The 26,771-nt window shown below is 69.9% G+C and carries 23 protein-coding genes and 1 pseudogene; 13 read left to right on the top strand and 11 right to left on the bottom strand.

Going from position 1 to position 26,771, the window contains the following annotated elements; translation table 11 throughout:
* Together H5J26_RS12195 and H5J26_RS12190 are read left to right on the top strand one after the other, a co-directional pair.
* Positions 1-1,169 (top strand): PP2C family protein-serine/threonine phosphatase (locus tag H5J26_RS12195; RefSeq protein ID WP_181765822.1); only part of this gene is annotated, 1,169 nt, incomplete at its 5' end.
* A 226-nt stretch (positions 1,170-1,395) separates the two neighbouring features.
* Positions 1,396-3,615 (top strand): glycoside hydrolase family 15 protein, encoded by a 2,220-nt coding sequence (locus H5J26_RS12190; protein WP_210771245.1) that lies wholly within the window; start codon positions 1,396-1,398, stop codon positions 3,613-3,615.
* Between the two features lie 67 nt (positions 3,616-3,682).
* Here H5J26_RS12190 and H5J26_RS12185 read toward each other — a convergent pair whose 3' ends face one another.
* On the bottom strand, positions 3,683-5,179 hold the full coding sequence (locus H5J26_RS12185; protein WP_181765821.1) for a hypothetical protein: 1,497 nt from the start codon (positions 5,177-5,179) through the stop codon (positions 3,683-3,685).
* 236 nt (positions 5,180-5,415) lie between these two features.
* On the opposite strand from H5J26_RS12185, the gene H5J26_RS12180 reads away from it, so the two are divergent.
* Entirely contained in the window at positions 5,416-6,579 is a 1,164-nt protein-coding gene (locus H5J26_RS12180; protein ID WP_181765820.1) for an aminoglycoside phosphotransferase family protein, read from the top strand.
* A gap of 228 nt (positions 6,580-6,807) precedes the next feature.
* Positions 6,808-8,877: an N-acetylmuramoyl-L-alanine amidase gene (locus H5J26_RS12175; RefSeq protein ID WP_419183786.1), complete on the top strand. Its 2,070-nt coding sequence runs from the start codon at positions 6,808-6,810 to the stop codon at positions 8,875-8,877.
* A 138-nt stretch (positions 8,878-9,015) separates the two neighbouring features.
* On the opposite strand, the gene H5J26_RS12170 is transcribed toward H5J26_RS12175, so the two are convergent.
* Positions 9,016-9,396 (bottom strand): nuclear transport factor 2 family protein, encoded by a 381-nt coding sequence (locus tag H5J26_RS12170; RefSeq protein WP_181765818.1) that lies wholly within the window; start codon positions 9,394-9,396, stop codon positions 9,016-9,018.
* A gap of 117 nt (positions 9,397-9,513) precedes the next feature.
* Positions 9,514-10,011, bottom strand: coding sequence for a hypothetical protein (locus H5J26_RS12165; RefSeq protein ID WP_181765817.1), 498 nt, complete (start codon positions 10,009-10,011; stop codon positions 9,514-9,516).
* 86 nt (positions 10,012-10,097) lie between these two features.
* Between H5J26_RS12165 and H5J26_RS12160 the strand changes: the two genes are divergently transcribed.
* Positions 10,098-10,841, top strand: a complete 744-nt coding sequence (locus H5J26_RS12160) for a leucine-rich repeat domain-containing protein (RefSeq protein WP_181765816.1) — start codon at positions 10,098-10,100, stop codon at positions 10,839-10,841.
* A gap of 130 nt (positions 10,842-10,971) precedes the next feature.
* Here the strand turns inward: H5J26_RS12160 and H5J26_RS12155 are convergent, their stop codons facing one another.
* The 5 genes from H5J26_RS12155 to H5J26_RS12135 form a co-directional block, all read right to left on the bottom strand.
* Positions 10,972-11,187 (bottom strand): DUF397 domain-containing protein, encoded by a 216-nt coding sequence (locus tag H5J26_RS12155; RefSeq protein ID WP_181765826.1) that lies wholly within the window; start codon positions 11,185-11,187, stop codon positions 10,972-10,974.
* A 136-nt stretch (positions 11,188-11,323) separates the two neighbouring features.
* Positions 11,324-11,839: a VOC family protein gene (locus H5J26_RS12150; RefSeq protein WP_181765815.1), complete on the bottom strand. Its 516-nt coding sequence runs from the start codon at positions 11,837-11,839 to the stop codon at positions 11,324-11,326.
* Between the two features lie 274 nt (positions 11,840-12,113).
* A complete protein-coding gene (locus H5J26_RS12145; RefSeq protein ID WP_181765814.1) occupies positions 12,114-13,556 on the bottom strand; it encodes an amino acid permease in 1,443 nt (480 codons plus the stop codon).
* A 105-nt stretch (positions 13,557-13,661) separates the two neighbouring features.
* Positions 13,662-15,248, bottom strand: coding sequence for a phytoene desaturase family protein (locus H5J26_RS12140; protein WP_181765813.1), 1,587 nt, complete (start codon positions 15,246-15,248; stop codon positions 13,662-13,664).
* A 37-nt stretch (positions 15,249-15,285) separates the two neighbouring features.
* Positions 15,286-16,065, bottom strand: a complete 780-nt coding sequence (locus H5J26_RS12135) for an MgtC/SapB family protein (RefSeq protein ID WP_181765812.1) — start codon at positions 16,063-16,065, stop codon at positions 15,286-15,288.
* 321 nt (positions 16,066-16,386) lie between these two features.
* On the opposite strand from H5J26_RS12135, the gene H5J26_RS12130 reads away from it, so the two are divergent.
* The 7 genes from H5J26_RS12130 (at position 16,387) to dhaM (ending at position 23,641) form a co-directional block, all read left to right on the top strand.
* A complete protein-coding gene (locus H5J26_RS12130) occupies positions 16,387-17,010 on the top strand; it encodes a peptidoglycan-binding protein (RefSeq protein ID WP_235980650.1) in 624 nt (207 codons plus the stop codon).
* Positions 17,011-17,533: 523 nt separating this feature from the next.
* Positions 17,534-18,490, top strand: a complete 957-nt coding sequence (locus tag H5J26_RS12125; RefSeq protein ID WP_181765811.1) for a hypothetical protein — start codon at positions 17,534-17,536, stop codon at positions 18,488-18,490.
* A gap of 215 nt (positions 18,491-18,705) precedes the next feature.
* On the top strand, positions 18,706-20,157 hold the full coding sequence (locus H5J26_RS12120; protein ID WP_181765810.1) for an amino acid permease: 1,452 nt from the start codon (positions 18,706-18,708) through the stop codon (positions 20,155-20,157).
* An 82-nt stretch (positions 20,158-20,239) separates the two neighbouring features.
* Entirely contained in the window at positions 20,240-21,208 is a 969-nt protein-coding gene (locus H5J26_RS12115; RefSeq protein ID WP_181765809.1) for a GNAT family N-acetyltransferase, read from the top strand.
* Positions 21,209-21,521: 313 nt separating this feature from the next.
* Positions 21,522-22,514, top strand: a complete 993-nt coding sequence (gene dhaK, locus H5J26_RS12110; protein ID WP_181765808.1) for a dihydroxyacetone kinase subunit DhaK — start codon at positions 21,522-21,524, stop codon at positions 22,512-22,514.
* A 79-nt stretch (positions 22,515-22,593) separates the two neighbouring features.
* Complete coding sequence (gene dhaL / locus H5J26_RS12105) at positions 22,594-23,226, top strand: dihydroxyacetone kinase subunit DhaL (protein WP_419183785.1); 633 nt, start codon at positions 22,594-22,596, stop codon at positions 23,224-23,226.
* Positions 23,219-23,641, top strand: coding sequence for a dihydroxyacetone kinase phosphoryl donor subunit DhaM (gene dhaM, locus H5J26_RS12100; RefSeq protein WP_181765807.1), 423 nt, complete (start codon positions 23,219-23,221; stop codon positions 23,639-23,641). The genes dhaL and dhaM overlap by 8 nt, the downstream gene beginning before the upstream one ends.
* A 47-nt stretch (positions 23,642-23,688) precedes the next feature.
* Here dhaM and H5J26_RS12095 read toward each other — a convergent pair whose 3' ends face one another.
* From H5J26_RS12095 to H5J26_RS12085, 3 genes are all read right to left on the bottom strand, one after another.
* Complete coding sequence (locus H5J26_RS12095) at positions 23,689-24,369, bottom strand: DUF309 domain-containing protein (RefSeq protein WP_419183784.1); 681 nt, start codon at positions 24,367-24,369, stop codon at positions 23,689-23,691.
* Positions 24,370-24,419: 50 nt separating this feature from the next.
* A complete protein-coding gene (gene tal / locus H5J26_RS12090) occupies positions 24,420-25,544 on the bottom strand; it encodes a transaldolase (protein ID WP_181765806.1) in 1,125 nt (374 codons plus the stop codon).
* A 177-nt stretch (positions 25,545-25,721) separates the two neighbouring features.
* On the bottom strand, positions 25,722-26,204 hold the full coding sequence (locus tag H5J26_RS12085) for an NUDIX hydrolase (protein WP_181765805.1): 483 nt from the start codon (positions 26,202-26,204) through the stop codon (positions 25,722-25,724).
* A 203-nt stretch (positions 26,205-26,407) separates the two neighbouring features.
* Between H5J26_RS12085 and H5J26_RS12080 the strand changes: the two are divergent.
* Positions 26,408-26,771, top strand: a pseudogene (locus H5J26_RS12080) (O-antigen polymerase); the annotation flags it as partial.

Here is a 26,771-nt window from a genome sequence, read left to right as displayed (position 1 = left end):
ACGCCCGCCTCATGACCGCCCGTGCGGGCAGCGCCGAGTGGAATCTGCTGACCGATGAGGTGTCCTGGTCCGAAGAGCTGTACGGCATCTTCGGGCGCTCCGCGGAGGAGGGCCCCCTCTCCCTGGACGAGCTTCCCTCCTGGGTCCTTCCCGACGACCAGCCCCTGCTGGCGTCCGCCGTGACCGACTGCCTGGTCGACGGGCGTCCCATCGACCGGGAGTTCCGGATCATGCGTCCGGACGGGGCGGTGCGCAGCCTCCATCTGCTGGGCGAGCCGGTCCTCGACGACCACGGCGGGACGGCGTCGATGTGGGCGGTCCTCCGCGATGTGAGCGAGCTGCGCCGCAGTGAACTGACCGTGCGCGAGACCCGCGAGTCGGTACGCCACGAGCGGCACGCCGCGCAGACCGAGCGACGGGTCGCGGTCGAGCTGCAGGAGTCCGTGCTGCCGCCGTGGCGCGGATCGCAGCGCTTTCCGCAGACGGGCGGCCGCTCCGAGAGCACCCTCGATCTCGCTTCCCACTACCTCCCCTCCGCGACCGGCGCCCTGATCGGCGGCGACTGGTACGACGCACTGGAGCTGCCTGACGGGGCCACGCTGCTGTCCGCGGGCGACCTCACCGGGCACGGCGTCGCGGCCACGTCCGGGATGGCCATGCTGCTGGGAGCGGTACGCGGCATGGCGGTGGCAGGTGTGGAGCCGGGCGCTCTGATGGGCCACCTCAACCAGCTTCTCGACTCCGCCGCCCAGCCGGCTCTGGGCAGCGCGGTGTGCTGCCGGTACCGGCCGAGCGACCGCGCGCTCACCTGGTCGCAGGCAGGGCACCCCGCCCCGCTGCTCTTCCGCGACGGCACGGGAAGGCTTCTGGACCGGCCCGAGGGCGTACTGCTCGGGGCGACGTCCGGGGCCGCGTACGGGCAGCGCACCGAACTGCTGCAGCCCGGCGACCTGTTGGTGCTCCACACCGACGGACTCGCCCCGCGCAGCGACCGGTTGGACGCCACGGGAGACGAACCGCCGACCGGTTCGGAGCGCCTGCTCGGTCTCGCCGGGCGCTTCGCCGCCGCCCACACCGCACAGGAGTGTGTGCGCGCCGTCGTCGAGGAGTTCGGCGACCGCGAGCGCGAGGACGACGCCTGCGTGCTGATCGCGCGCGTCAGCAGCTGACCGCCTCTTCGGGCGCGGGCGGCGCGCCCCGCATGTGGGATGCGAAGGCTCAAAACGCCCGTGTGCGTTCATTCTTTGGAGTCACCTGCCTCTCTCTTGACGCCGGAGCCTCCCGCGGAGAGGCTTTCGCTCACTCGTGACGTGATCGTCGGACCAAACGAATTCACGTGGTGAACTCATCTCTGCGGGCCCCTTGCCGGCTCCTCTCCTCAACTGGAGGACGTGCGTGCGTACCAACTCCCGTCGGAACTTCCTGCGAGCCGCCTTGGTCGGAGCCTCGGCCGTGGCCGCACCGGTGCCGCTGGCCGCCACGGCCCGGGCCGCCGAGGCCGGCGGCAAGGCCGAGAAGGCGTCCGGTGAGGCACCGGGAGGTCCGGGCGCGGACGCGGGCTACGCCCCGGCCGACAAGGTGGGCTTCGGGACCTCTCGTACGAAGCAGAGCCCCGTCTGGTTCACGCTCCAGGGCGGCCGGATGAGCGAGACGTATTTCCCGGATCTGAGCACGCCGGCCAGCCGTCAGACGCAGTTGGTGATCACCGACGGGAAGACGTTCGTCGAGCGCCTCAGCGACGTGGAGTCCCGGACCGAACTGACCGGCCAGGAAGGCGTTCCGGGCTACCGGCAGACCAGTTGGGGCAAGGGCTGGTGTGCCGTCACGCAGTACGTCACGGACCCCGAGCGTGCGAGCGTCCTCATCGATGTCGAGGTCCGCTCGCAGACCGGAGCGCCGTTGCAGGTGTTCGTGCTGCACGACCCGTCGCTCTCGGGTGAGGGCAACGACGACCGTGCCTTCCCGCAGGACGGTGCGCTGGTCGCGGAGGACAAGCACGCGGCCAGTGCCCTGCTGGCCGAGGGCGGCTTCGCCGAGTCCACCGTCGGCTACCTCGGTGTGAACGACGGCTGGACCGAACTCCGCGAGAACAACGGCCGCCTGAAGCACCATTACGCCACCGCCGGCCCCGGGAACGTGGTGCAGGTGGGCAGGCTCCGGATGGACGGCCGCGCACGCTCACGTCAGACGGTCGTGGTGGGCTTCGGCGAGGAGGCCGGCGATGCGGTCAAGGCGGCGCGGCGCTCTCTGAGGACGGGATTCCGTGCGGCGTCCCGCGCGTACGACGCGGGCTGGCGTGCCTACTTGGGCAGCCTCTCCGAAGCGCCGAGCAGTCTGAACGGCGCGTCCGGCCACGCCCTCTACACGTCCTCGATCGTGATGCTGGCCGCGAGCGAGGACAAGCGGAACCCCGGCGCGTACATCGCCTCCCCGTCGATGCCCTGGGCGTTCGGCACGGACCGGCACATCGTCCCCGAGACCGGCCCCTACCACCTGGTCTGGCCTCGCGACCTGTACCACATAGGCACCGGGCTGCTCGCCGCCGGCGACTACGACGGGGCGAGCCGGGCGATGGACTACCTGCTCAAGACCCAGCAGAGCGACGGGCATTGGGCGCAGAACTGCAAGGTCGACGGCACGACCGTGTGGACGAACATCCAGCTGGACGAGACGGCCGCGCCGATGCTCCTCGCCTGGCTCCTGGATCGGCACGACAAGAAGACCCTGAAGCAGCTCAGGCGAGGCGCCGAGTACATCCTCGGCTTCAAGAGCGACGAGGGATACAAGGCACCCTTCAGCCAGCAGGAGCGCTGGGAGGAGCAGTCCGGCTACTCGCCCTCCACGATCGCCTCCGTGATCGCCGGCTTCGTCTGTCTCGCCGACCTCATGCAGCGCGGCGGGCAGGGCGCCGAGGCATCCGGATACCTCGAGGCCGCCGACAAGTGGCGGGATTCGCTGGACGGCTGGACGGTGACCACCAAGGGACCGCACTCCTCCGAGCCCTACTACCTGCGCCTCACCAAGAACGGGAAGCCCGACTCGGGAGCCGAGTACGAACTCGGCAACAACAACCCCGACCCGGTCGACCAGCGCACGGTCCTCGACGCGGGCTTCCTCGAGCTCGTACGCCTGGGCGTCAAGTCCGTCGACGACCCGGTGATCCGCAACTCCGTGGCCGTCGTGGACCGCGAGATCTCCGTGGACACCCCCTCAGGCCGTCACTGGTACCGCTACAGCGGCGACGGCTACGGCGAGCAGCCCAGCGGAAAGCCCTGGACCGTGGACCGGCCCGAGGTGAAGAAGACGTACGGGCGGGCGTGGCCGATCTTCTCCGGCGAGCGCGGGGAGTACGAACTCCTCTGCGGAGACTCCCACTCGGCGGCCGGACGGCTGCGCGACATGACCTGCACGGCCGGTGACACGCTGATGCTTCCCGAGCAGGTGTGGGACGACAGGCCGCCGGCCCCGCGCGTGCGACCGGGCACCGGCACGGCTTCGGCCACGCCGCTGGCCTGGACCCACGCGCAATACCTGCGCCTGGCACGGTCGTTGGAGCGGGGAACGCCGATGGAGTTCCCGACCGTCGTCGCCGAGCGCTATCTGCACCGGCGCTGACCGCCGCCCGGCACGGCCGGACGTACCGCCGCCCCGCTCCGTGTACCGGCCCGGCCCCGAAGGCCGCTCAGATCCTGCGCAGCGACGCGCCTTTGGGAAGCCGGGCCGGCCGGGACTGCCTGGGCATCGCCTGCTCGATCTCCTCCCGCAGGTCCGCGACTGCGGCGTGGCCGGCGTACTGCCCGGTCAGCCGGTACATCTCACGCAGCCGGTCCCATGTGCGGTGTGAGGAGTTCTCCCCGATGCTGACCAGGGCGAGCCGCGCGTAGCGGTCGGCCTGCTCGGGTTCGTCGGCGATGAAGTAGGCGGAGGCCAGCGAGATCCAGTCGAAGATCTTCGAACGCTGCCGCTCCTTCGCCCGCAGCTCCAGGGCACGCTTGGCGTGGAGTTCCGCCGCGCCCGCGGCGGCCGGCTCGTGGTCGGCGAGCGTGCGGAAGGCCAGCGCCTCCATGCCGTGAAGGTCTGCCTCGTCGAACATCTGCATCCAACTGGGCGGCGGCACATCGCCCTTGTCCGACGCGAACAGCTCCTCGGCCTCGCCGAGCGTCCGCCGCATCTGCTGTCCGTGCCCCATCGACGCCTGCGCCCACGCCTCGATGGTGTGGAGCATCGCCCGCGTGCGGGGAAGGGTCTCCTGACCGGAGCCGGCATGGGCCAGCTTCATCAGATCGAGTGCGTCGTCGGGTCGCCCGAGGTGGACCATCTGACGCGCCGCGCGCGAAAGGGCCTCGCCCGCCCGGGGTTTGTCGCCGCCTTCACGCGCGGCATGGGCCGCGATGACGAAGTACTTCTGAGCCGTGGGCTCCATCCCCACGTCGTGCGACATCCACCCCGCGAGCACCGCGAGATTGGCCGCCACACCCCACAGCCGGCGCTGGAGACGGTCGGGATGGTGGTAGGCGAGCATGCCGCCCACCTCGTTGAGCTGGCCGACCACCGCCTTGCGCTGGAGTCCGCCGCCACGCGCCGCGTCCCAGGCGCGGAACACCTCCACCGAGTGCTCGAGCGCCTCGATCTCCTGCGACCCGACGGGGGCCGCGTCGTAGCGGTCGAAGGACGCCTGGTCCGCGTAGCGGGATGCGCCGGTGTTGAACATGCCGGCCACGGGGGCCGGTTCGGTACGGAGCCAGCTGTACATGGCCGTGCTGAGTGCAGATCCTGCGGTGAGCGCGGCACCCGCGCCCACCAAGCCGCGTCGGTTGAGCATGAGGTCCATTCCCGTGAATTCGGTGAGGACCTCGGCTGTACGGTCGGGCGCCCACGGCAACCCGTCCAGTCCGGACTGCTGCCGTCTGGCTGCTTGCCCTGGCTTGCTGAACCCGAGGTCCTCGATGGTCACGACACGGCCGAGTCGCTCGGTGAAAAGAGCCGCCAGCACTTTCGGCACCGGATCGCGCGGGGTCTCCCCCATGTCGATCCAACGCCGCACCCGCGAGGTGTCGGTCGCCAGCTGCGTGTGGCCCATGGCCACCGACTGCCGGTTCACGAGCCGCGCGAGCTCGCCCTTGGACCATCCGGCGAGGCCGAAAAGATCCGCGAGACGGGTGTTGGGTCCCTTGGTCACGTCAAGCCCCCAGGTTCTCGGCTGAGTTGACAGTAACCCCCGCTCAACGGCCCTGCGACTATTCGCCAGGGTTCGCCAGGGTCCGCCAGATGGTGTGCCACCCGTGCGCCCGGGTGTCCTGTAGGCACGCGCCACTCCGGCCTGGTCCGGTCCGGTTCGCATTCCCCAGGATGTGTGCCGAACCGGCGGCCGGTCGGCGCGACAACCCGTCGGCGCACGAAGGGACCCTGCTCACCATGCATCCAGCGACGTCCTCCGTGTCGGCACCGTTGCGCCCGCTCGGCAATCCGCCCTATGCGGGCGGTTCCCCGGTGGTCCCCTCCGCTTCCGCGAGAGCGGCCGCCGGGCGCACGGGCACCGCGAAGGGGCGGCTCGCGAGCGGAATCGGATCTCAATCCGTCAGCGGGAGACTGGACTTGTCCGGCCCACAGGGTGCTCAGCTGCGTTCGGCGATCGCTTCGGTCCACCGGATCTGCCCGGAGTTCCATCCGGTCCAGGTGCTGCGCCGCGTGGGCCGTTGCTTACTCGTGGCGGGCACGGCCGGGCGCAACGCGGTCGTCGCCAAGTGCCTCGTGGACCGGACCCCCGAGTTCACCGAGCGCTTCCGGCACGAAATAGAGGCCTACCGCTCCTTCGTTCGCCACAGGCCGCCCGTGCGGGTGCCACGGCTGGTGGCCGCCGATCCGGACGAGTGCGTGCTGGTGATCGAGCGGATGCCCGGACGGGTCGCGGCGCTGCGGCGCCACCTCCTCGACGCGCCTCCCCGCGCCGACCTGCGAGCCGCCCTGGGCGCCGTCTGCAAGATCAACATGTGGCAGCCGCCGGCCCCGGTGTTCGAGCGGCCGATCGACTACCCGGGCCGGCTCAACCGCTTCCACGAGCAGGGGCTGCTGACGGACCGTGATCTGGGCGACCTGCAGAAGCTGCTGCACGGGATCGCGCACGCGCACGGCTCGGGTGGCGGTACGCCCTGGCAGTTCTGCCACGGGGACGCGCTGCTCACCAACGTGCTCCTCGCCCCCGCGGGTCCGGCCCTCGTCGACTGGGAGCACGCGGGCTGGTATCTGCCCGGGTACGACCTGGCGACGCTGTGGTCGGTTCTCGGTGACGCACCGATAGCGCGACGGCAGATCAGCCAGCTCGCACAGGCGCAGGGGCCTGCCGCCCGGGACTCGTTCCTGGTGAACCTGATGCTCGTGCTGACGCGCGAGATCCGTGCGTACGAGAACGCCGTCCAGCGCACCATGCGGGAGCCCGCACAGCCCGCGGCGCCGGGAACGGCTCAGGAGCGGCCCGGTGCCATGGCCGTCGGAGAGGAGCAACGGCTGCTCCTGCGGCGGCTGCACGACGACTGCGGCGTGGCACGCCGTGCGGTCCGGGCGGCTGTCGGCACGCGCTGACCCCTGATGAGAGTCGCACCCACGGGGCGGCGGCCTGCGGGTCGTCACCGGTCTGGACCGGTGACGACCCGCAGGCCGGGGCGGCATCAGCTCCCGCGACCCGAACGAACCACGCTGACGTGCGACTTCCTCCCACCGTGCTTGCATTGACGGATGGTCGGACAACCGATACCTCTGAGGCCTGATCGCGCCCGCCGCATGCGACGAGCCCAGACCGAGGAGGCCGCATTGCCTGGATCGCCCGGTTCCGTTCCCGACGCCCCCGACCCGTTCAGACGTCTCGCACGAAAGATCCTCAGCCGTCCCGCTCTCAAGAGCCGCCGCTCCCGCACGTTGTGGGCCACGGCCGTCGGTGCCACCGCCACGGCGCTCCTGGTCCCGCTGGTCGCCTCCGGTCCGTACGCGACCGCCGAACAGCGCGACACCTCCGAGCTGCAACAGAACTTCGCCGACGCGGCGAAGGAGTACCGGGTGCCGCAGAGCGTGCTCCTCGGTGTCTCCTACCTTCAGTCCCGCTGGGACGCACACGACGGTGCGCCCAGCGTCTCCGGCGGCTACGGCCCGATGCATCTGACCGACGCCCGTACGGCGCTCGCCGGCGCATCCGGGCATGCCGGTCACGACTCCTCGGAGGACGCCCGCGGTGACACGGCACGTCCGGCACGCAGGGCGGCTGCCGACACGAAGGCACTCGACGTGCGCAAGCTGCCGGCCCGTCTGCGCACGGCCGGACGCGCGGCGAAGCTGACGGGGCTTTCGAAGAAGCAGCTGCGCGAGTCTCCGGCGGCGAACGTGCGGGGCGGTGCAGCCCTGCTGGCCGCGGCACAGAAGAAGCTGGGCCGGCCGCTCAGCTCCGATCCGGCGGACTGGTTCGGTGCGGTCGCCTCCTATCCGGCCGCGTCCGAACGCGGGACGGGCGCCGCGTTCGCGAACGACGTCTTCGACGTGGTGCGTTCGGGCGAGCGGCGCACCACGGACAGCGGGCAGCGCCTCACCCTCGAAGCCGATCCCGCTCTGAAGGCCGACGAGGCGCAGGCCGACGGGAGTCGGAAGACGCTTCGCTCCGCCGGTGAGAAGCCCGAGTGCCCGCGGAGCGTCTCCTGCGAGTGGCTCCCGGCCCCGTACGAGGAGTACACCGACGACGAGGGCAATCCCAGCTACGGCAACCACGACAAGGCCAAGCGCCCCGGCTCTGCCTCCGTCGACTACATCGTGGTGCACGACACCGAGGGTGCCTGGGACACCGTGATGGACCTGATCCAGGACCCCACGTACGTGTCCTGGAACTACTCGCTGCGCTCCTCGGACGGCCACATCGCCCAGCACGTGCGCGGCAAGGACGCCGCCTGGCACGCCGGGAACTGGTATGTGAACGCCAAGTCGGTGGGCCTGGAGCACGAGGGCTTCCTGACCGATCCGGACGCCTGGTACACGGAGGCGATGTACCGCTCCTCGGCGCGGCTGGTGAAGTACCTGGCGGCGAAGTACGACATCCCGCTGGACCGGCAGCACGTCCTGGGCCACGACAACATCCCGGGCGTGACCACCGCCAACATCCCGGGCATGCACACCGACCCCGGCCCGTACTTCGACTGGCAGCACTACTTCAAGCTGCTCGGCAAGCCCTTCGCCCCGAAGGGCACGCAGCGAAGCGCGACGGTGACCATCCGGCCCGACTACGCCGAGCACCAGCCGACCTACACCAAGTGCGACGACTCCGGCGACCCGTGCCCGGCGCACGGGTCGGGCGCGGTGCGGCTGCACACCGCACCCGACGCCGGCTCCGCGCTGGTGAAGGACGTCGGACTGCGCCCCGGGGGCGGGGAGTCGACCACGGGCGTCAACGACACGGGCGCGCGCGCCAGCACCGGTCAGCAGTACGCGGTCGCTGACCGCAAGGGTGAGTGGACGGCGATCTGGTACCTCGGCCAGAAGGCCTGGTTCCACAACCCGAAGGACCGGCCCACCGCCGTTCCGGCTCGGGGGAAGCTGGTCACGCCCAAGGACGGAACGGCCGAGATCCCGGTCTACGGGCGTGCGTACCCGGAGGAGGCGGCGTATCCCGAGGGCGTGCCCGCACAGGCGCTGTCACCCCTGCCGTACAAGATCACGAAGGGGCAGAAGTACGTCGCCGGCCTCAAGACGCGTGGGGAGTATCTCTACGCGAAGGAGTTCGACCCGGAAGCGGAGAAGTTCAAGGTGGTGCGCGGCGACCTCACGTACTACCAGATCCAGCTCGGGCACCGGGTGGCCTTCGTGAAGGCGGACGACGTGCGGGTGGTCGGCTCCTCCTCGTAGGCGATTGTCAGTACGCACGACAAGGGGCCCGGCGCCTGCGCCGGGCCCCTTGTCGCGTGTGCGCGGGGCCCATCCGTTCACTTGCGGATGCAGGTGGCCCCGCTCCCGGTGCAGGCGGCGGGCCACGGGGCGGCGGCTTCAAATGCGCTGGACATAGGGGGCCCTCCACGCAGGGGAGGGGTCCGCCCCGAGCTCCGTCCAGTATTCGCGACCGCTGGTGATCAGGCCGTGGTGAACGGTCCAGAAGGACGCCACCCGGTGGACACCCATCGTGCCGTGAGGGACCTCGACCTCGGATACGACGACTTCGCTTCCGGACGGCAGGATGCGGAGGACGTCGATCGACCATCCCTCCGGATACTCCGAGTTGATACGCACGTAGTTCTCGCGGCCGAGGATGCGTTCACCGCTGACCGGCCACTCCACGACCACGTCGTCTGCCAGCAACTCGCCGACGCCCGCCCAGTCCCGGTCCTGCATGCGGTCCCAGAAGATCTGAACAGTCTCTGAAGGCTCCATCCCCACACCCTGCACCGCACCACTGACAGCGACTGCGCTGCCGGTGCCGTGGACGGGAGCGGATGCGTGGCCGCGACAGGGGCGGCGGTCAGTCCGTCGGACCGTGACGGCAGAGAGCTACTGCTGGAACATCTCCGCGGGCAGCGGCTTCAGCAGCGCGTACAGATCGCTCGTGATGGGGCGGTCCCAGCTCGCGATGGTGACGAGGACGCCGTCGCTGCGGTCGAACTGCACACACGAGATGCGCTCCTCGGAGCACTTCACGCGGCGCACGATCAGCAGGTTGTCCTCGTGCATCACCGGGTCGTCCTCGACACCCCTGACCTCGACCGGCTCGTCGTTCTCCAGCGCGGACAGCAGCTGCGCCACCTCGAACGGCACCTGGCTGCCGGTGACCTCACGGGCCGACGAGCCCTCAGGCAGATTGCCGATGATCATGGCCGGGCCGCGGCCGCCGAAGAGGTCGTAGCGGAGGAAGACACCCTGGCAGGTGCCGTCGGGCGCGGGCAGCAGGCCCGCACCGAGGTTGCCGGGCCAGTCGGTGGGGTCCATGGCCAGGACGTCGAAGTCCGGACCTGCGGGAACGGACGCACTGCGACGGCGGAGGAACGACATGCGGCCATGGTACGTGCCCCGTCCGGCGTCGCCTCCGGGGCGCCTCAGCACGGACATGGTTCCTTCACCGCTGCCATGCTCTTGCGATGACGGACCCGGATGAGCGGAGCACACCGACGACGCTGAACCTGTGGCGGGCCCACCTGGGCCGTGTACCCGAGGAGGTGTGGCAGCGGCAGGGGCTGCGCGTGCTGATCCTCGCGGACAACGATCTGACACGGGTGCCCGCCCGCACACGAGAGCTTCAGCAGCTCCACACCCTCGACCTGGGACACAACTGCCTCACCGAACTTCCGGAGGAGCTGGGCGAGCTGACAGGTCTCAGCCGGTTCCTCTACCTGCACGACAACAGGCTCACGCGGCTGCCCGAGTCGCTGGGCCGGCTGACGCGGCTGCGCTACCTGAACGTCGGCGAGAACCGGCTCACCGAACTCCCGGAGTCACTGGGTGCCATGAGCGGGCTCGTGGAACTGAGGTCGCAGCACAACAGGCTCACGCGGCTCCCGGCATCGCTCGGCGCGCTGACATCCCTGAGGGAGCTGTGGCTGCGGGGCAACTCGCTGACGACGCTGCCCCGTTCGGTCGGCGGATGCAGGGCCCTGCGCCACCTCGACCTGCGGGAGAACGCCCTTCGCGAGCTGCCGGACGAACTCTGCGAGCTGCCACTGCTGCGTCAGATCGACCTGCGCGGCAACCCCCTGCGGCGGCTCCCGGACCGGATCGCTCAGCTGCCCTCGCTGGAGAAGCTCGATCTGCGCTGGAGCGGCCTCGACGAACACGAGCCGGGCGTACGGACGCTGGCCGAACGTGGATGTGTGGTGCTGATCTGACCGGAGCTGCCGAAACTCGAAGGCGCCGCAGGGCAACGACGATCCCGGGTGATCACCCGGGACGAACCGCCGTCGTCGCTGCGGGAGTCGGCTCGAGTGCCGGCTGAAGGCGCCGTGCCCGCGGCCTCTTTCAGGTGAGGTCGAAGCGGCCGTTGCGCGCACCGAGCACGAACGCGTTCCACTCCCCCGGCGAGAAGATCACCGCCGGGATCTCCGGGGTGCGGCCGTTCCGCATGGCGATGTAGCCCTCGACGAAAGCGATCTCCACGCCGCCCATCTCCTGGGTACCCGACTGCCAGCGGGCGTTCGTCAGATCGAGGTCAGGCCTGCTCGCCGTGCTCGTCATGGTGCGCTCGGCCACGTGCGTTCCTCCCGTTTCGTCGTCCGGCGGCCAGCGTATCGAGCACTGACGGCCGCCGGACAGGGCCTTGCAATTTACGCACACGGTGCGGACGGATCCCGGCATCCGCACGGCCGTACGTTCAGACGATCTCGTGACCGTTGAAGATCCCCAGGCGTTCGCAGTACAGCTCGACGGGCACGCCGTTGGGGTCGCGCAGATACAGGCTCTCTTCCACGCCGCGATCGGGGCCCGCGTATTCGATGCCTGCTGCGTCCAGTGCGCTGCGCGCCGCCGCGTGCGCATCCTCCTCCATGGAGATCGCCAGATGCTGCACCCCGCCGACGGTCTCGGCGAACGGCGGGTGATCGTGGCCGGGGAAGTCGAAGAACCCGAGCAGGTTGCCGTTGCCGATGTCGAAGAAGAAGTGGGTCGAACCCCGGTAGTCGCGGTTCTCCACGACCTCGACGAGGGGGAAGCCGAGCAGCTCCTGGTAGAAGCGGATGGTCTCCTCCACGTCCCGGCAGATGAACGCCACGTGGTGGACGCCGCGGGCGGTGGTGGCGGGCCGCTGGGAAACGCCGCGCAGATAACGCGTTCGCAGCGTCTCCCGCCTGGTACGCAGTGTCTCCAACGTGGTTCCCTCGGGCTCAGCCATCACGGACCTTCCTGCAGAAGTGCTTTGTTCTTCAACAATCACTCTACGGGTGTCCGGCACCGTGCCGCGAGAAACTGTCAGCGGCTGCCGGTGTGCACGGCGGAGCCACGCCTGTCGCAGGTGAGCAGCGATTCCGCGTGGAAGTGGAGGCAGTCGAACCGGACTTCGGGCAGGGCGTACCCGCCGTCGGCAGGCCCCTGTCTCGGCGCCGGCGGCCCGCCACTTCTGGGCGACGTGTCGCGCCCCGGCAGCGGTGGCCGCCGGGGCGCCGGTCTCACTCCCCTTGCTTCCCCACCTGCGGCGGCCGCGGCCGTGCCAGCTCGGAGCGGCGGTAGGAGTAGCCGAAGTAGATGATCAGGCCGATGACGAGCCAGACTCCGAACCGGATCCAGGTGACGGCCGTCAGGAACGTCGTGAGCCACAGGGAGGCGGCAACGCCGAGGCCCGGCACGAAAGGCATCCAGGGGGTGCGGAAGGTGCGCGGGAGGTCCGGGCGGCGATAGCGGAGAACGATCACGGCGACGCACACCACTACGAAGGCCAGGAGGATGCCGATGTTGGTGAGCTCCGCGGCCTCCTCGATCGGCATGAAGCCGGCGATCACCGCGGACGCGACACCCACGATCCAGGTGACGCGCGTGGGGACGTGGCGCGTGGGGTGGGTCTTGGCGAACCACTTGGGCAGCAGGCCGTCACGGCTCATCGAGAACCACACCCGGGTGACGCCCAGCATGAAGGTGAACATCACGGTGAGGATGCCGATGATGGCACCGACCGCGACGATGTCGGCGACGCCCGAGAGCCCGACCGACTTGAAGGCGGTGGAGAATCCGCTCTCCTTGTCGACCTGGCGGAAGTCCTGCATCCCCGTCAGCACGAGACAGGCGAGCACGTACAGGACCATCGAGATCGCGAGCGAGTAGATGATCGCCTTCGGCATGTGGCGCTGGGAGTCCTTGGACTCCTCCGCCGCCGTGCTCATCGCGTCGTACCCGAAGACCGCGAAGAAGACCGTCGCCGCCCCGGTGAACGCCCCGGAGACGCCGAAGGGGAAGAAGGGCTCGTAGTTGGCGGTCTTGATGTGGAAGAAGCCCACCGCGACGACGAGCAGGACGACCAGCACCTTCAGCACGACCACGACGGTCTCGAAGCGGGCTGCGCTCTTCATGCCGCGGTTGAGGAGGAATGCGATCAGCAGGCACAGCAGCGCCGCGAAGAGGTCGACGTGATGGCCCTCCCCCGTACCCGGCGCCCCCAGCATCCAGGCGGGGATGTCCGCCCCGGCCTCCTGCACCAGGAAGGAGAAGTAGCCGGAGATGCCGATGGCGACGACCGCGACGATCGCCGTGTACTCCAGCAGCAGGTCCCAGCCGATGAACCAGCCGCCGATCTCCCCCAGTACCGCGTATCCGTAGGTGTACGCGGAGCCCGCCTTCGGGATGAGTCCCGCGAACTCGGCGTAGGAGAGAGCGGCGGCGGCGCTGGCGATGCCGGCGATGAGGAAGGAGACCAGGACGGCCGGGCCTGCGGTTCCGTTGGCGACGGTTCCGGCGAGGGTGAAGATGCCCGCGCCGATGATGCCGCCGACGCCGATGGCCGTCAGCTGCCACAGGCTCAGCACCCGGGTCAGCTGCTCGCCGGAGCCGCCCTCGGTCTCCGCGATGTGCTCGATGGGTTTGCGGCGCAGCGCGCCCTGTGTACTCCACAGCCCGGCCACTGAGGTGCCTCCTCAAAGCTGACGGCATGGCAGCGGGCGGACGCCCGCCGGTCGCGGATCATCATGGCGCGCACCACGAGCCGGGGGAAGGCACCGCACGGTGCCCTATCCGTCTGCCTCCAGCACGGCCATCGCCGCGTTGTGTCCGGCCACGCCGCTCACCCCTCCGCCTCGTACGGCTCCCGCACCGCAGAGCAGCACGTTGGGGTGTGCCGTCTCGACGCCCCAACGCCCCGTGTCCTCACCGGAGACGGGGAAGGAGAGGTCGCCGTGGAAGATGTTCCCGCCCGGCAGCCGCAGTTCCTTCTCCAGGTCCTGCGGGGTCTTGGCTTCGATGCAGGGCTTTCCGTCGGCGTCGAGAGCCAGGCAGTCGGCGAGGGGTTCACCCAGGTGGCGTTCGAATTCGGCGACGGTCCTGGCCAGTGCCCTCTCCCGCAACGCGTCCTCGTCAGCGCCGCTGCCCGCGAAGCACTCGGGCGGCGTTAGCAGCCCGAAGAGCGTCAGCGTCTGGTAGCCCTGGGCGGCGATTTCGGGGCCGAGGATGGAGGGGTCGGTGAGTGAGTGGCAGTACAGCTCCGAGGGGAGTACGCGGGGCAGCTCCCCCCGCTCCGCCTGCCGGTGCGCGTCGGCCAACTCCTCGTAGCCCTCGGCGACATGGAACGTGCCGGCGAAGGCCTCGCGCGCGTCCACGGAGGTGTCCTTGAGCCGCGGGAGACGCCGCAGCAGCATGTTGACCTTCAGCTGTGAGCCGGCAGCGGAGGAGGTGTAGGCAGGCGGCGCCTCACCCAGCATGTCGCTCAGGGCGTCGGGCGAGGCGTTCACCAGAACCCGGCGGGCCGGCACGCTGCCCTCGCCGTCCTCCGTGCGGTAGTGGACCTCGGCTGCCGTGCCGTCGGTGTCGATGCGGCTCACGGTGTGGCCTGTGCGGATCTCCGCGCCCGCGGCGCGGGCGGCGTCGGCGAGGGCGTCGGTGAGTGCGCCCATCCCGCCGACAGGCACGTCCCAGTCGCCGGTTCCTCCACCGATGACGTGGTAGAGGAAGCAGCGGTTCTGCAGGAGTGACGGGTCGTGCGCGTGGCTGAAGGTGCCGATGAGGCCGTCGGTGAGCACGACGCCCCGTACGAGATCGTCCGTGAAGCGTTCCTCGATGGTCTCGCCCAGGGGCCGCTCGAACAGCGCCTCCCAGGCCGCGTCCTCACCGATCCGCTCACGCAACTCCGCGCGGCCGGGCAGGGGTTGGGTGAGGGTCGGGAAGACGCGCTCGGCGACGCGCTGCGTCATCTCGTAGAAGCTCTCCCACGCCTCGAACTCCCGGTCGCCTCCAGTGAGTTGGGCGAACGACTCCCGCGTGCGGGCGGTGCCCCCGCCCACGAACAGTCCGGTCGGCTTTCCGTCGCGCACGGTGGGCGTGTACGAGGAGACGTCCCGCTTGCGCACGGCGAAGCTCAGCCCCAGATCGTCGACGATCTGCTGCGGCAGCAGGCTCACGAGGTAGGAGTAGCGGGAGAGCCGGGCGTCGACCCCTGGGAAGGGGCGGGTGGAGACGGCGGCTCCACCTGTGTGGTCCAGACGTTCCAGGACGAGGACACTCTTCCCGGCACGGGCGAGATAGGCGGCGGCGACGAGTCCGTTGTGGCCGCCTCCGACGATGACGGCGTCGTGAGCGGCGGCGTTGCGGGGGGCAGCTGGCATGCCTCTTGGTAACACGTTCCGCGCGTCCCGCACAGGATCACTCGTCGAGATCGGGCTCCTGGAGGAGGTCCATGCCCAGCACTCCTTCGGTCTGGAACATCTCGGAGACGAGCTTCCGCACGTCTGCTGTGCCCTCCAGGCTGAGCAGCACGCGCGCGGACTCCCCGCCCCGGACGAGGGTGCCCGACGACTCCGTCTCCTCATCTTCCTCCGGCGGCCGCGGCAGCTTGTCGACCTTGACCGAGAGGATGCGGAATCCGCGGCTCGTGCACATCTCCATCAACTGCGGCAACAGTGCGGCTCCGGTGCGGTAGCGCATCCGGAGCGTCGACTGGACCGGCGTGGGCCCGGCCGAGAGCCGGGCGGCGAGAGGCGGATACCCGAGGATGACGACGAAGTGCATCGCCGTGGTCGCCACCGCCAGCACCGCGAGCCCTCCGCCGCAGGCCATGCCGACGGCGCACGTGAGCCACACGGTGGCGGCGGTGGTCAGGCCCCGCACGGCGTCGCGGCGTACGAAGATGAGGCCGCCGCCGATGAAGCCGATGCCGGCGATGATCTGTGAGGCGACACGGGACGGGTCGAAGGAGATGTCCTCCGTGCCGAGCACGGCGCTGAAGCCGTACTGGGAGATCTGCATCATCAGAGTGCTGGCGATGCCCACCAGCGCATGGGTGCGCAGTCCCGCGCTCTTCTGCCGCGCGCCCCGCTCCCAGCCGATGAGCGTGGAGAGCACCAGCGCCAGGGCGAGTTCGCCGATCTGACGAAGCCCCTGATTGTTGTGCACGTCCCACAGCGGCGCCGCCAACTCCTGCATGCGCGGGCCTCCTCAAGCCGTTCCGCCCGGAAACTACCAGTACGGGCGGGTTCTTGTGATCAAGCGGCCCTCGCGGGGTGCGGCGTGGCGTGGATCACAGTCCGCGGTGTCATACGGGAGGGGCGGCTCGTACGTATGCCTCGTGCACACCCCGGACTGACCCCCCGGCGGAAGCGCGACCCGCAAGTGCAGCCATCGGGGCGGATCACCGGCACACAGCGCAAGACCACCGCACCAACCGCTGTAACGGGAGAGGCGATCAACTTGCACAAGTCACGAGTAACAGCCACGGCAGCCGCAGCACTTCTCGCCGCGGGGACCATGCTCCTCGTACCGGGCGGCGCCCTGGCGTCCACGGCCGAGCCCGCCGCCGGCGCGTCCGCCGAGGACTCCGGCCACGGCCTGAAGTGGTTCCAGGCGAAGCACGGGCTCAGGACGACGGGTTCCGTCGACAAGTCGACGGCGAAGGAGCTGCAGCAGGCGCCCGACTCCGAACTGCGCAAGGTGTTCGCGAGCCCGGCGGACCTGGGCCCCGAGGAACTCGCCAACGCCCGCACCGTCATCGGCGTCGGCAAGGGAGCGAACATACCCGAGCAGGGCCAGGTCATCGCCCTGATGACGGCCATGCAGGAGTCGAAGTTCGTCAACTACACGACGCCCGTGGACCACGACTCCCTGGGCATCTTCCAGCAGCGCCCGAGCACCGGCTGGGGCACGCCGGAGCAGATCACCGACGTCCCCACCTCGTCCAAGTCCTTCTACGGTGTGGCGCCGTTCGGCAGCAACCCCGGGCTGATCCAGATCACGGGCTGGGAGACCATGCCACCCGGCGAGGTCTGCCAGGCCGTCCAGCGCTCCGCGTTCCCCGACCGGTACGCGCAGTGGGAGCAGTTCGCCCGGGACCTGCTGGCCCAGGAGGGGCCGACCGTTCCCCCGATCCCCTGACGGGCGATCCGGCCGGCGTCTCCTGACGCGACTCGGGCCGTGGTTCTCCCCGGAGAACCACGGCTCTGCGCTTTATGTAATCGTTCTCAACGCAAGGATCGAGAGAGACTGTTCGCTTCTCAACTTCCGGCATTCCGCGCCACGTTGTTCGAACAAGCCTTCCTCCGTACCGCTCTCAGGATCATCTCGACGTGCAGTTCCGAGCATCCGGGAACGCCTCTCTCGCGACCCATCTCACCGTCGGCCGACGACAGTTGGGCCACAGCGAAATTCCTCAAGCGATGAGCTGACATATGCTCAGCACATACGCCACGGCCCGTCGACCGGCAAAGCCGGGGGCGGAACGGGGAGAAAAGGGCAAGCGAAACCGGAGCGATACGGATTAGTGGTTCCGGTCCGTCATGACGCTGAGTAGGGTGTGCGTTGCTGCCGGGCATCGGAGTGTGTTCCGGTCGAATTCGGGTTGCCCGAATTGTGTACATGCGGGCGGCATCGACAGAGACGGCAGAATCGGCAGGAGAGCATGACCGCTGGCTTTTTTGAAGGGCAGTACGTGTGGCACCCGGCGGCCGATGACCGTCAGTTGGCGCGGGCGTGTGTGGATGTACGAGCAGGCCGCTACCTCAGCTCGCACGAGGCACTGAAGGACGCACGGCGCGACTTCGGCCTGCGCGCCCACCGTTCACTCGTACTGGCTTCCGAAGCAGCCGACTCCGATCTGGCGGAGCGCTGGCTGGCCGAAGAACCCGGCAGGGAATCGGCGTTGTTGTGGGCCCGGGTGGCCGCCCTCCGGGCCCTTCGCGCCGCCGACGGGGAGGACCGGCACGCCGGGGACCTGGGCCGCATAGCGTTCGCGGCCTGCCAGCGCGCGGCCTTGATGGCCCCCCGCGATCCGACGCCCTGGGTCACGCAGTTGACGCTCGCACGACTCCAGCGTCCCCGCGACCCGGCACCGCAGGGGCTGTTGACCGCTCCCCCGGGGCCCTGGACGCTCTTCTCACACATCCTCCGGCTCGATCCCTGGCACCGCGAGGCGCACCACCGCTTCCTGTCCTTCTTCTTCGCCCGCAACGGCGGATCGTCCAACGCCGCATGGGACGTCGCCGCCTTCCTCGGCCAACGGGCGCCCACGTCCTCGCCGTTGCGCCTGCTGCCGCTGGTCGCCCTGGTCGAGGAGCACGACCCCTCCTCGCTCCTGTCCAACCGCACCTGGGAGCAACCCCAGTGGAAGGCCACGGCGTTGGGGGCCTACCAGCACTGGCTGCCGCAGGTGGCCGAGTACGAGTTCACCCCGGTCCTCGACCTGGCCTACCTGGCGCACGCGCTGCTCATGGGCCAGTGCGAGTTCGAGGCCCGGCCGGTCTTCGCAGCCATGGGCCCGTACGCGTCGCGGATGCCCTGGAGCGTGATGGGCGAGCCCGAGGAGCAACTCAGCAAGGCCAGGCTCGCTTGCGGCCTGCCGGTGCCCGACTCCCGCTGACCCGACGGGCCGCACCGCGGGCGCCTGTGGCAGGCTTCGCCCCTTCCGTGGCAGGGGCCCGTCACAGGCGCGCCGGCCGCTTTCCCGCACCGAGCTTTCACCGCTGTCCCCACCAGAAAGGTTCCACTGTGTCCGACTCCGCTTTTCTCGCACGAACGAGGAATCGACAGCGAGAAGCGCCGGTCGCGCTCGACGACGACGCGACACTGCACGCGATGGGTTATCCCCGCAAACTCACCCGTCGTTTCCGTGCGTTCGACAATTTCGCCATCTCCTTCACCATCATCAACATCATCTCCGGAATCTTCTCCTCCTTCGGTTTCGGGATGAATGCGGGTGGGCCGGCCGTTCTCGTTTTCGGCTGGATAGGCGTATCGGTGATGGTGCTGTTCATCGGTGCGTCGATGGCCGAGATCGCGTCCGCATATCCCACGAGCGGCGCTCTCTACTTCTCGGCGGGAAAGCTCGCCAAAACCCATAAGGGCGCATGGTCCTGGTACACGGGGTGGCTCAACTTCGTGGGCCAGGTGGGCGGTACCGCCGCGACCGGGTACGCCGCTGCCACGTTCATCCAGGCGTTCATCGCGATGCAGTGGCCGTCCTACGAGGTCACAGGCCAGCGGACGGTCCTCATCACCGCTGCGATCCTGCTGCTCCAGGGCCTCGCCAACACCTACACGGTCCAGCTCGTGGCCGTCCTGAACCGCATCTCCGTGTGGTGGCTGATCATCGGATTGGTGGTGATCGTTACAGCACTCACAGTGATGCCTTCGGAACACCAGTCGGCTTCGTTCGTGACCCACTTCGCGAACAACACCGGTTTCGAGAGCGCCATTTACGGCGGGATGCTGGGTCTGCTCGTCACCAGCTGGACGTTTACCGGCTTCGACGGCAGTTTCCACATGTCCGAAGAGACCGTTCAGGCCACGGTGAACGCGCCCCGTGGCATCATGCGTGCGATCGGTTACTCCGCGATCACAGGCCTGATCCTGATGCTCGCTCTGGTGTACTCCATCCGCGACTACCGGGCCGAGGCGGCCGCTGACGCACCGCCGGTGCAGATTCTTATCGACGCGCTCGGCATGGGCACCGCCAAACTCCTGCTGCTCATCGTGATCGGCGCGATGCTCTTTTGCGGCCTCGCCAACATGACCAGCAACACCCGGCAGATCTTCGCCTTTTCCCGCGACGGCGCCATGCCCGGCTCGCGCTGGTGGCACTCGGTCTCCTCGCGCACCCGTACGCCCGTCAAGGCTGTGTGGCTCGCCGCGGCGTGCTCCCTGGTACTGGTGATCCCGGGCTGGTGGGACGCGACCGCGTTCACCGCGATCGTCAGCGTCAACGTCGTCGGTCTCTTCCTCGCCTACGCGGTGCCCATCTACCTGCGTCTGCGCCTGAACGACTTCGAGCCCGGCCCGTGGCACCTGGGCCGCTGGGGCAAGCCGATCGGCGCCCTGGCCGTGACCTGGATCCTCGTCAGCAACGTGCTGTTCATGCTTCCGCACGCCTGGCCGATCACACCGACCACGTTCAACTACGCGCCCGTCGCCCTCGCTGTGGTTCTGATCATCGCCACGGTGTGGTGGTTCGCCACGGCGCGGAGGCGCTTCCAGGGCCCCGTCAGCTACGGCCGTCCCGACGAAGTCGCCGCTATGGACCTGATCTGACCGGTCGTAAGGCATGACGCGGCCCGCGCCCTCCAAGTGCCCGGGCCGCACCTGCACCAATGGGAAAGGACGAACAGAAGGCATGAATCCCCTCGGCGACGACGCCCCGTATCAGCCCTCCCCCACCGATGCCACGCCCCCGGCCGCCTCACCGGCGTCCGGCGAGGCGGCGCACGGCACCGCCCCCGGCGACGGCCCGGGTGAACTCGGCGTCACCCGCGCCTCGTCGGCGGAATGGCTCCAGGTGGAGGAGTGGGCGGCCGAGGAGCAGTGGAACCCGGGCCTGGGCGATACGGTCTGCTTCCACCCCACCGACCCCGCCGGGTTCTTCCTCGGACGCATCGACGGACGCCCCGTCTCGGCCGTCTCGGTCGTCAACTACTCCGACGACTTCGCGTTCTTGGGCTACTACCTGGTGGACCCCGGCCACCGGGGCAACGGCCACGGCATGACCACCTGGCGAGAGGCGGTACCGCACGCCGGCGGCCGGACCATCGGCCTGGACGCCGTGCCCGCTCAGGAGGAGACCTACCGCCGCTCCGGCTTCACACCCGCCTACCGGACGGGCCGCTACGCGGGACGTCCCACCGAGCCCGGCGCCCCCTCCCCGTCCGTCACGGCCGTGACGGAGCTGAAGGAGGATCAGCTCGAGAGGATCGCGGCCTACGACCGGCAGTGCTTCCCCGCCTCCCGGTCCGCCTTCCTCGAGCGGTGGCTGACCGCGCCCGGCCACTCCGCGTACGTCTTCGAGGAGGCGGGCGGGATCGCCGGCTACGGAGTGATCCGCCCGGCCCGGAACGGACACCGCATCGGCCCGCTCTTCGCCGACGACGCGCAGGTGGCCGAGGCCCTCTTCGACGCGCTCACCGCGCACCTCGGCCCCGACGACGAGGTCTGTATCGACATCCCCGAGACCCACGAGGCGGCGGTCTCGCTCGCCACCTCCCGCGGCCTCGAACCCGGCTCCGGCACCGTCCGCATGTACGCCGGAACGGCTCCTTCGGTGCGATCGGAATGCGTCTTCGGCGTCACCAGCCTCGAACTGGGCTGATGCGGCTCATGCACTCCCTTCTCCACCACCGACGGACGCGCACCCCGGCGAAACCCTGCGGGGAACACCGCGCGGATCTCGGCAGCGGCGGCCCGGTGCGGCAGGCTGTAGGTGTGCAGTCGGCCCAGGTCATCTCGGATGCCACGAGGCGGGACGGCCCTCGACGTCGAGGGCCGTCGCACACCGCCGCGCGGAGGGCCGCGACGCCCCTGACGGGCAGTCGGGGGCGACGGGCCGTACGGGTGGCTCACACCACCGGCAGCCGCCTCGCACAAGCCGGAGACGCCATGACCACGCTCACTCGGAGGTATCAATGAAGATGCTGATCAATGTGCCGGAGAACGTCGTCGCAGACGCGCTGCGGGGGGTGGCGGCCGCCCATCCCGAGCTGACGGTCGACGTGGCGAACCGCGTCGTGGTCCGCCGTGACTCCCCGGTCGCCGACAAGGTCGGCCTCGTCTCCGGCGGCGGTTCCGGCCACGAGCCGCTGCACGGCGGCTTCGTGGGCCGCGGCATGCTGGACGCCGCCTGCCCGGGCGAGGTCTTCACCTCCCCCGTCCCGGACCAGATGACGCGCGCGGCGGCAGCCGTGGACAGCGGCAAGGGCGTTCTCTTCGTCGTGAAGAACTACACCGGCGACGTCCTGAACTTCGACATGGCCGCGGAGCTGGCCGAGGACGAGGGCATCCAGGTCGGCAAGGTCCTGGTCCAGGACGATGTGGCCGTCACCGACAGCGACTTCACCGCCGGCCGCCGCGGCACCGGCGGGACGCTGTTCGTGGAGAAGATCGCCGGAGCGCTCGCCGAGGAGGGCGCGCCGCTGGAGCGCGTCGAGGCGATGGCACGTCAGGTCTCGGAATCGTGCCGCAGCTTCGGCGTGGCCCTGAGCTCCTGCACGACGCCCTCCAAGGGCAGCCCCACCTTCGACCTGCCTGCGGGTGAGCTGGAGCTGGGCATCGGCATCCACGGTGAGTCGGGCCGGGAGCGGCGCCCGATGATGACGTCGGGCGAGATCGCGGACTTCGCGACGGACGCCGTCCTGACCGATCTGGACCCGGACGGCCCCGTGCTCCTTCTGGTCAACGGCATGGGCGCCACCCCGCTCCTCGAGCTGTACGGATTCTGCGCCGAGGTGCGGCGCGTCCTGGACGAGCGGCGCGTGCCGGTCGCCCGTACCCTCGTCGGCAACTACGTCACCTCGCTGGACATGGCGGGTGCCTCGGTGACGATCTGCCGGGCCGACGAGGAGATGCTGCGGTTGTACGACGCGCCGGTGAGCACGGCGTCGCTGCGCTGGGGCTGCTGAGGATGAGTCATGAGCACCGGACCGGGCAGCGGTCGCCGTTCGGCGTCCGGCCCCCGGCCCTCGTGAAAAGGGAGTTGTCTTGACCGACCTGACCGATGAGCTGGACGCCGGTACCGTCTTCCGCTGGCTCACCACCGCGGCGGCCTCCGTGGAGCGTGAGGCCGACGTGCTCACCGAGCTCGACGCGGCCATCGGCGACGCCGACCACGGGAGCAACCTGCAGCGCGGATTCGCCGCTGTCGTCACCGCTCTGGGCAAGGAGTCCCCGGGCGCACCGGGAGCCGTGCTGGTCCTGGCGGGTCGTCAGCTGGTCTCCAGCGTCGGCGGCGCCTCGGGTCCGCTCTACGGGACGCTGCTGCGCCGAACGGGCAAGGCGCTGGGAGATCCAGAGCGCGTGACGGGCAGAGAGCTGGCCGACGCGCTGCGCATCGGGGTCGACGCCGTCGCGCAGCTCGGCGGTGCCGCCCCGGGGGACAAGACGATGCTGGACGCCCTGTATCCGGGCGTCGAGGCGCTTTCCGCCGGGGGTCCCGACCCGTACGCCGCTGCACGTACTGCCGCCGACGAGGGAGCGCAGGCCACCGTTCCGATGCGGGCGCGCAAGGGACGGGCCAGTTATCTCGGCGACAGAAGTGTGGGGCACAAGGATCCAGGTGCCACATCCTCCGCGCTGCTCTTCACCGCTCTCGCAGGGGCGGTCGCCGATGAGTGAGCAGCAGGACACACCTCCTCGCGTCGGGATCGTGCTGGTCTCCCACAGCAAGGAGGTCGCCGACTCGGTCGCACGCCTCGCCGTCGGCCTCGCCGCGGGCAGGGACAGTGCGCCCGTCGAAGGAGCGGGCGGCACACCGGACGGAGGCCTGGGAACCAGCGCCGAACTCATCAGCGCGGCGGCGCACAAGGTCGACTCCGGAGCCGGTGTCGCCATCCTCGTCGACCTCGGCAGCGCCGTGCTGACGGTGAAGGTGCTGCTGGCCGAAGGAGACGAACTGCCGGAGAACGCACAGCTGGTGGACGCCCCGCTGGTCGAGGGTGCCATCGCTGCTGTCGTCGCGTCCGCCGGCGGCGCGGACCTGGAGGAGGTCGCCGCGGCCGCGGAGGAGGCGTATCACTTCCGGAAGGTGTGACGAAGCGTGCCCTGCGGGAGCGTCCGTACGGGTTGGACGACGGTGCGTCAGGTAGCGCTGCGCACCCGGAGCGTGGGGGGCCGGACCACGACGGCCCCGTCCGCGTCGTGCGCGTTCACCTCGTCCGCGGTAGCCCGCGCCCACGCCACCACTCCGGCGACGTCGACTCCGTGCGGAGGGTCGTCCCGGTACGGTTCGATGCCCTCGGCCCCACGCAGCACCAGGCGTGCGCCGCCCTTGCTGTTGCCACGGGCGAGGTGCGTGATGCCGACCGCGAGCTGGGCCAGGCCCTTCCACATCGGCTGCTCCTGCGGGGGTGACGCCTTCCACGCGTCCTCCAGCACCTCGTGCGCGTGGAACGGCATCCCCTGCTCCAGGAGTTGCTGCGCTTCCGTCAGCGCTTCGTCCGGGGTGCGGGGCACGCCTTCGGGCTGACGCGCGACGCCTTCCTGGCCGTACGGAAGCGGGCGGCCCAGCCCGTCCCGGGGCCTCGCGTTGCGCGCCTTGCCCTCGGGGTCGCGGTCGCGGCGGCGCACGGCCGCGGAACGGGTCGCGTCGCGACTGCCGCTGTCGTTGCGGGTGTCGGTGTCGGTGCCGGTATCGGGAGCGTGACCGCAGTGCTCGCAGTCGCCGCGGGAGGCGTTCTCACGCACCCGGCCGCACTCCTCGCACACCTGGTTCAGCCAGCACGCCGTCTCCCCGCCCTCTTGCTCGCTGCTCTCCCGCACGTGACGCTCTCCCTCCTCCGCCGCAGGCACCCACCGTGCCCGCGGCTCCTTCAGCTGCCGGCCATGGCCCGGCTGTCGCGGTGCATCTCGTGCTCCAGTGTCCCGAAGAGCTCGCGCCACGAGTTCTCGAACTTCGTGACGCCCTCGTCCTCCAGCGTGCGCACCACGTCGTGGTAGGAGACTCCGGCCACTTCCAGGTCGTCGATTATCTGCTGCGCCTCGGCGTACGTGCCGTGGATGGTGTCACCTCTGATGCGGCCATGGTCCTCCACGGCTGCCAGGGTCTGGCCGGGCATGGTGTTCACCACGTCCGGCGCGACGAGTTCGACCACGTAGCGGGTGTCGTCGAACGACGGGTCCTTCACCCCGGTCGAAGCCCACAGCGGACGCTGCGGCCGCATGCCCTCCTCGGCCAGCGCTCGCCACCGAGCACCGTCACGTGCCTGCTCGAAGTGCTGGTACGCCAGCCGCGCGTTGGCGATGGCGGTGCGCCCGCGCAGGGCCCGAGCCTCCGAAGTGCCCAGCTTGTCCAGCCGGTTGTCGGTCTCCGTGTCCACGCGGCTGACGAAGAACGAGGCCACGGATGCGATGGAGGCGAGGTCCCGTCCGGCGGCGCGCGCCCCTTCCATCCCTTCGAGGAAGGCGGTGACGACCTGGCCGTAGCGGTCCAGCGAGAAGATGAGAGTGACGTTGATGCTGATGCCTTCGGCGAGCGCCCCGCTGACGGCCCCCAGGCCCTCCTCGGTGGCCGGGATCTTCACGTAGAGATTCGGCCGGTCCACCAGCCACCACAGGGCGCGCGCCTCGGCGAGCGTCGCGTCCGTGTCGTGCGCCAGCCGTGGATCCACCTCGATGGAGACCCGCCCGTCGACGCCGCCGGTCGCCTCGAAGACGGGCCTCATCACGTCGCAGGCCCAGCGCACGTCGAAGGCGGTCAGCAGTCGCGCCAATTCGCCCACGCCGATACCGCGCCGGGAGAGGCCGGCCACCTGCGCGTCGTACCGGGCTCCCGAATCGATCGCCTTCTCGAAGATCGTCGGGTTGCTGGTGATGCCCACGACGCCCTCTCCAGCGACCAGCCGCTCCAGGTCACCACCGGCGAGCCGCTCCCGGCTCAGGTCGTCCAGCCAGGGGGCCACTCCCTCTTCGGCGAGCTGCTTGAGTTTCCTGCCCATGGTCTTCTCCTCGGGTCGCATCCCTGCGGCGGCCCCCGCAGCGGGAATGCCGTCCGGGCCGTCCACCGGTGAAGTCCCCGAGCCCTTCACGCGCCGTGCCGGCGCTCACGTCTCCAACGTAACGCCGCCGGGCGACATGCCCTCCGACCTGCGTACGCGCCCCCGGCCAGGGCGCCCTCAGACCTGGCCGGCGCCCTCGAACCAGGTGGGGCCGTCCCCGGTGGCGTGCTTGATGCGGGTCACCGTGAACTCCTCCATGGCCGGAAGAGCGTCGAGGGAGAACCAGCCCACCTCGAGCGACTCGTCGTCGTTGACCTTCGCCTCTCCCCCGGTGGCACGGCAGCGGAAGCAGATGTCCATGAACTGGCACACGTCGCCGTTGGGGAAGGTGACGGGCTGCTCCAACGCCTGTACCAGGACGACCCGTTCGGCCACACAGTGCACGGCCGTCTCCTCCTGCACCTCTCGCACCGCGGCGGTGGCAGGCTGCTCGCCGGGCTCCGGGATGCCGCCGATGATCGCCCAGCGTCCGTTGTCCGCGCGTCTGCCCAGCAGCACACGACCCTCGTCATCGAAGACGACGGCGCTGACACCGGGCAGGTAGAGCAGCTGATGACCTGCGGTTGCGCGGATCGCTCGGATGAACTCGGGTGTCGCCATGATCCCGACCCTACGTGTTCGGGCCGTGCGCCCCGGCCGCGCATCTTCGCACCAATCACATCATCCCAGCGCAAGATATCCACAACTCGCCCCGCACGGACTACGGTTGTCCCGCGAAGTCGCAGTCCGTGCCGGGGGTCCTTCGGGAGCGGTACGGAATGCGCCGGTCTCGGGGGGTCGCGGAAATGACGTCACCTGTGCTTGTGTCGTCCGCTGTGCAGGAACGGGAGAGCGGTGCCCCGGATGTCGCGGGAGTGCTCATACTCGGTGCCTGCGCGGCCTGGGCACTGATCACCGCCGCAGGCAGGGACGCCCGGCCCGAGGGAATGCTGCTCGCCGTTCTGGCCGTGGGAGCGGGCTACGCCACCGGACGGATCGTGGGCTCACTGGTACCCGTGGGTGCCGGAGCGGGTGCCGCCCTTTTCGGGGTCTTCCTCGCCCTGTTCGGGCCCTCGTCCTCTCGGGTGCTGCCCGGCGCGATCGAGTTCGCCGGGCCGGACGGACGCTCGGGTGTGACCGCCGCGCTGCTGACCCTCGCCGTCGGTGCGGCGTGCTGCGCCGCCTGGG

Origin of the sequence: Streptomyces albidus (ex Kaewkla and Franco 2022), from assembly GCF_013870515.1 — a bacterium.
Lineage (GTDB): Bacteria > Actinomycetota > Actinomycetes > Streptomycetales > Streptomycetaceae > Streptomyces > Streptomyces albidus.
Note: the sequence above shows the minus strand (reverse complement) of the source record. Positions and strands in the feature narration are given on the sequence as shown.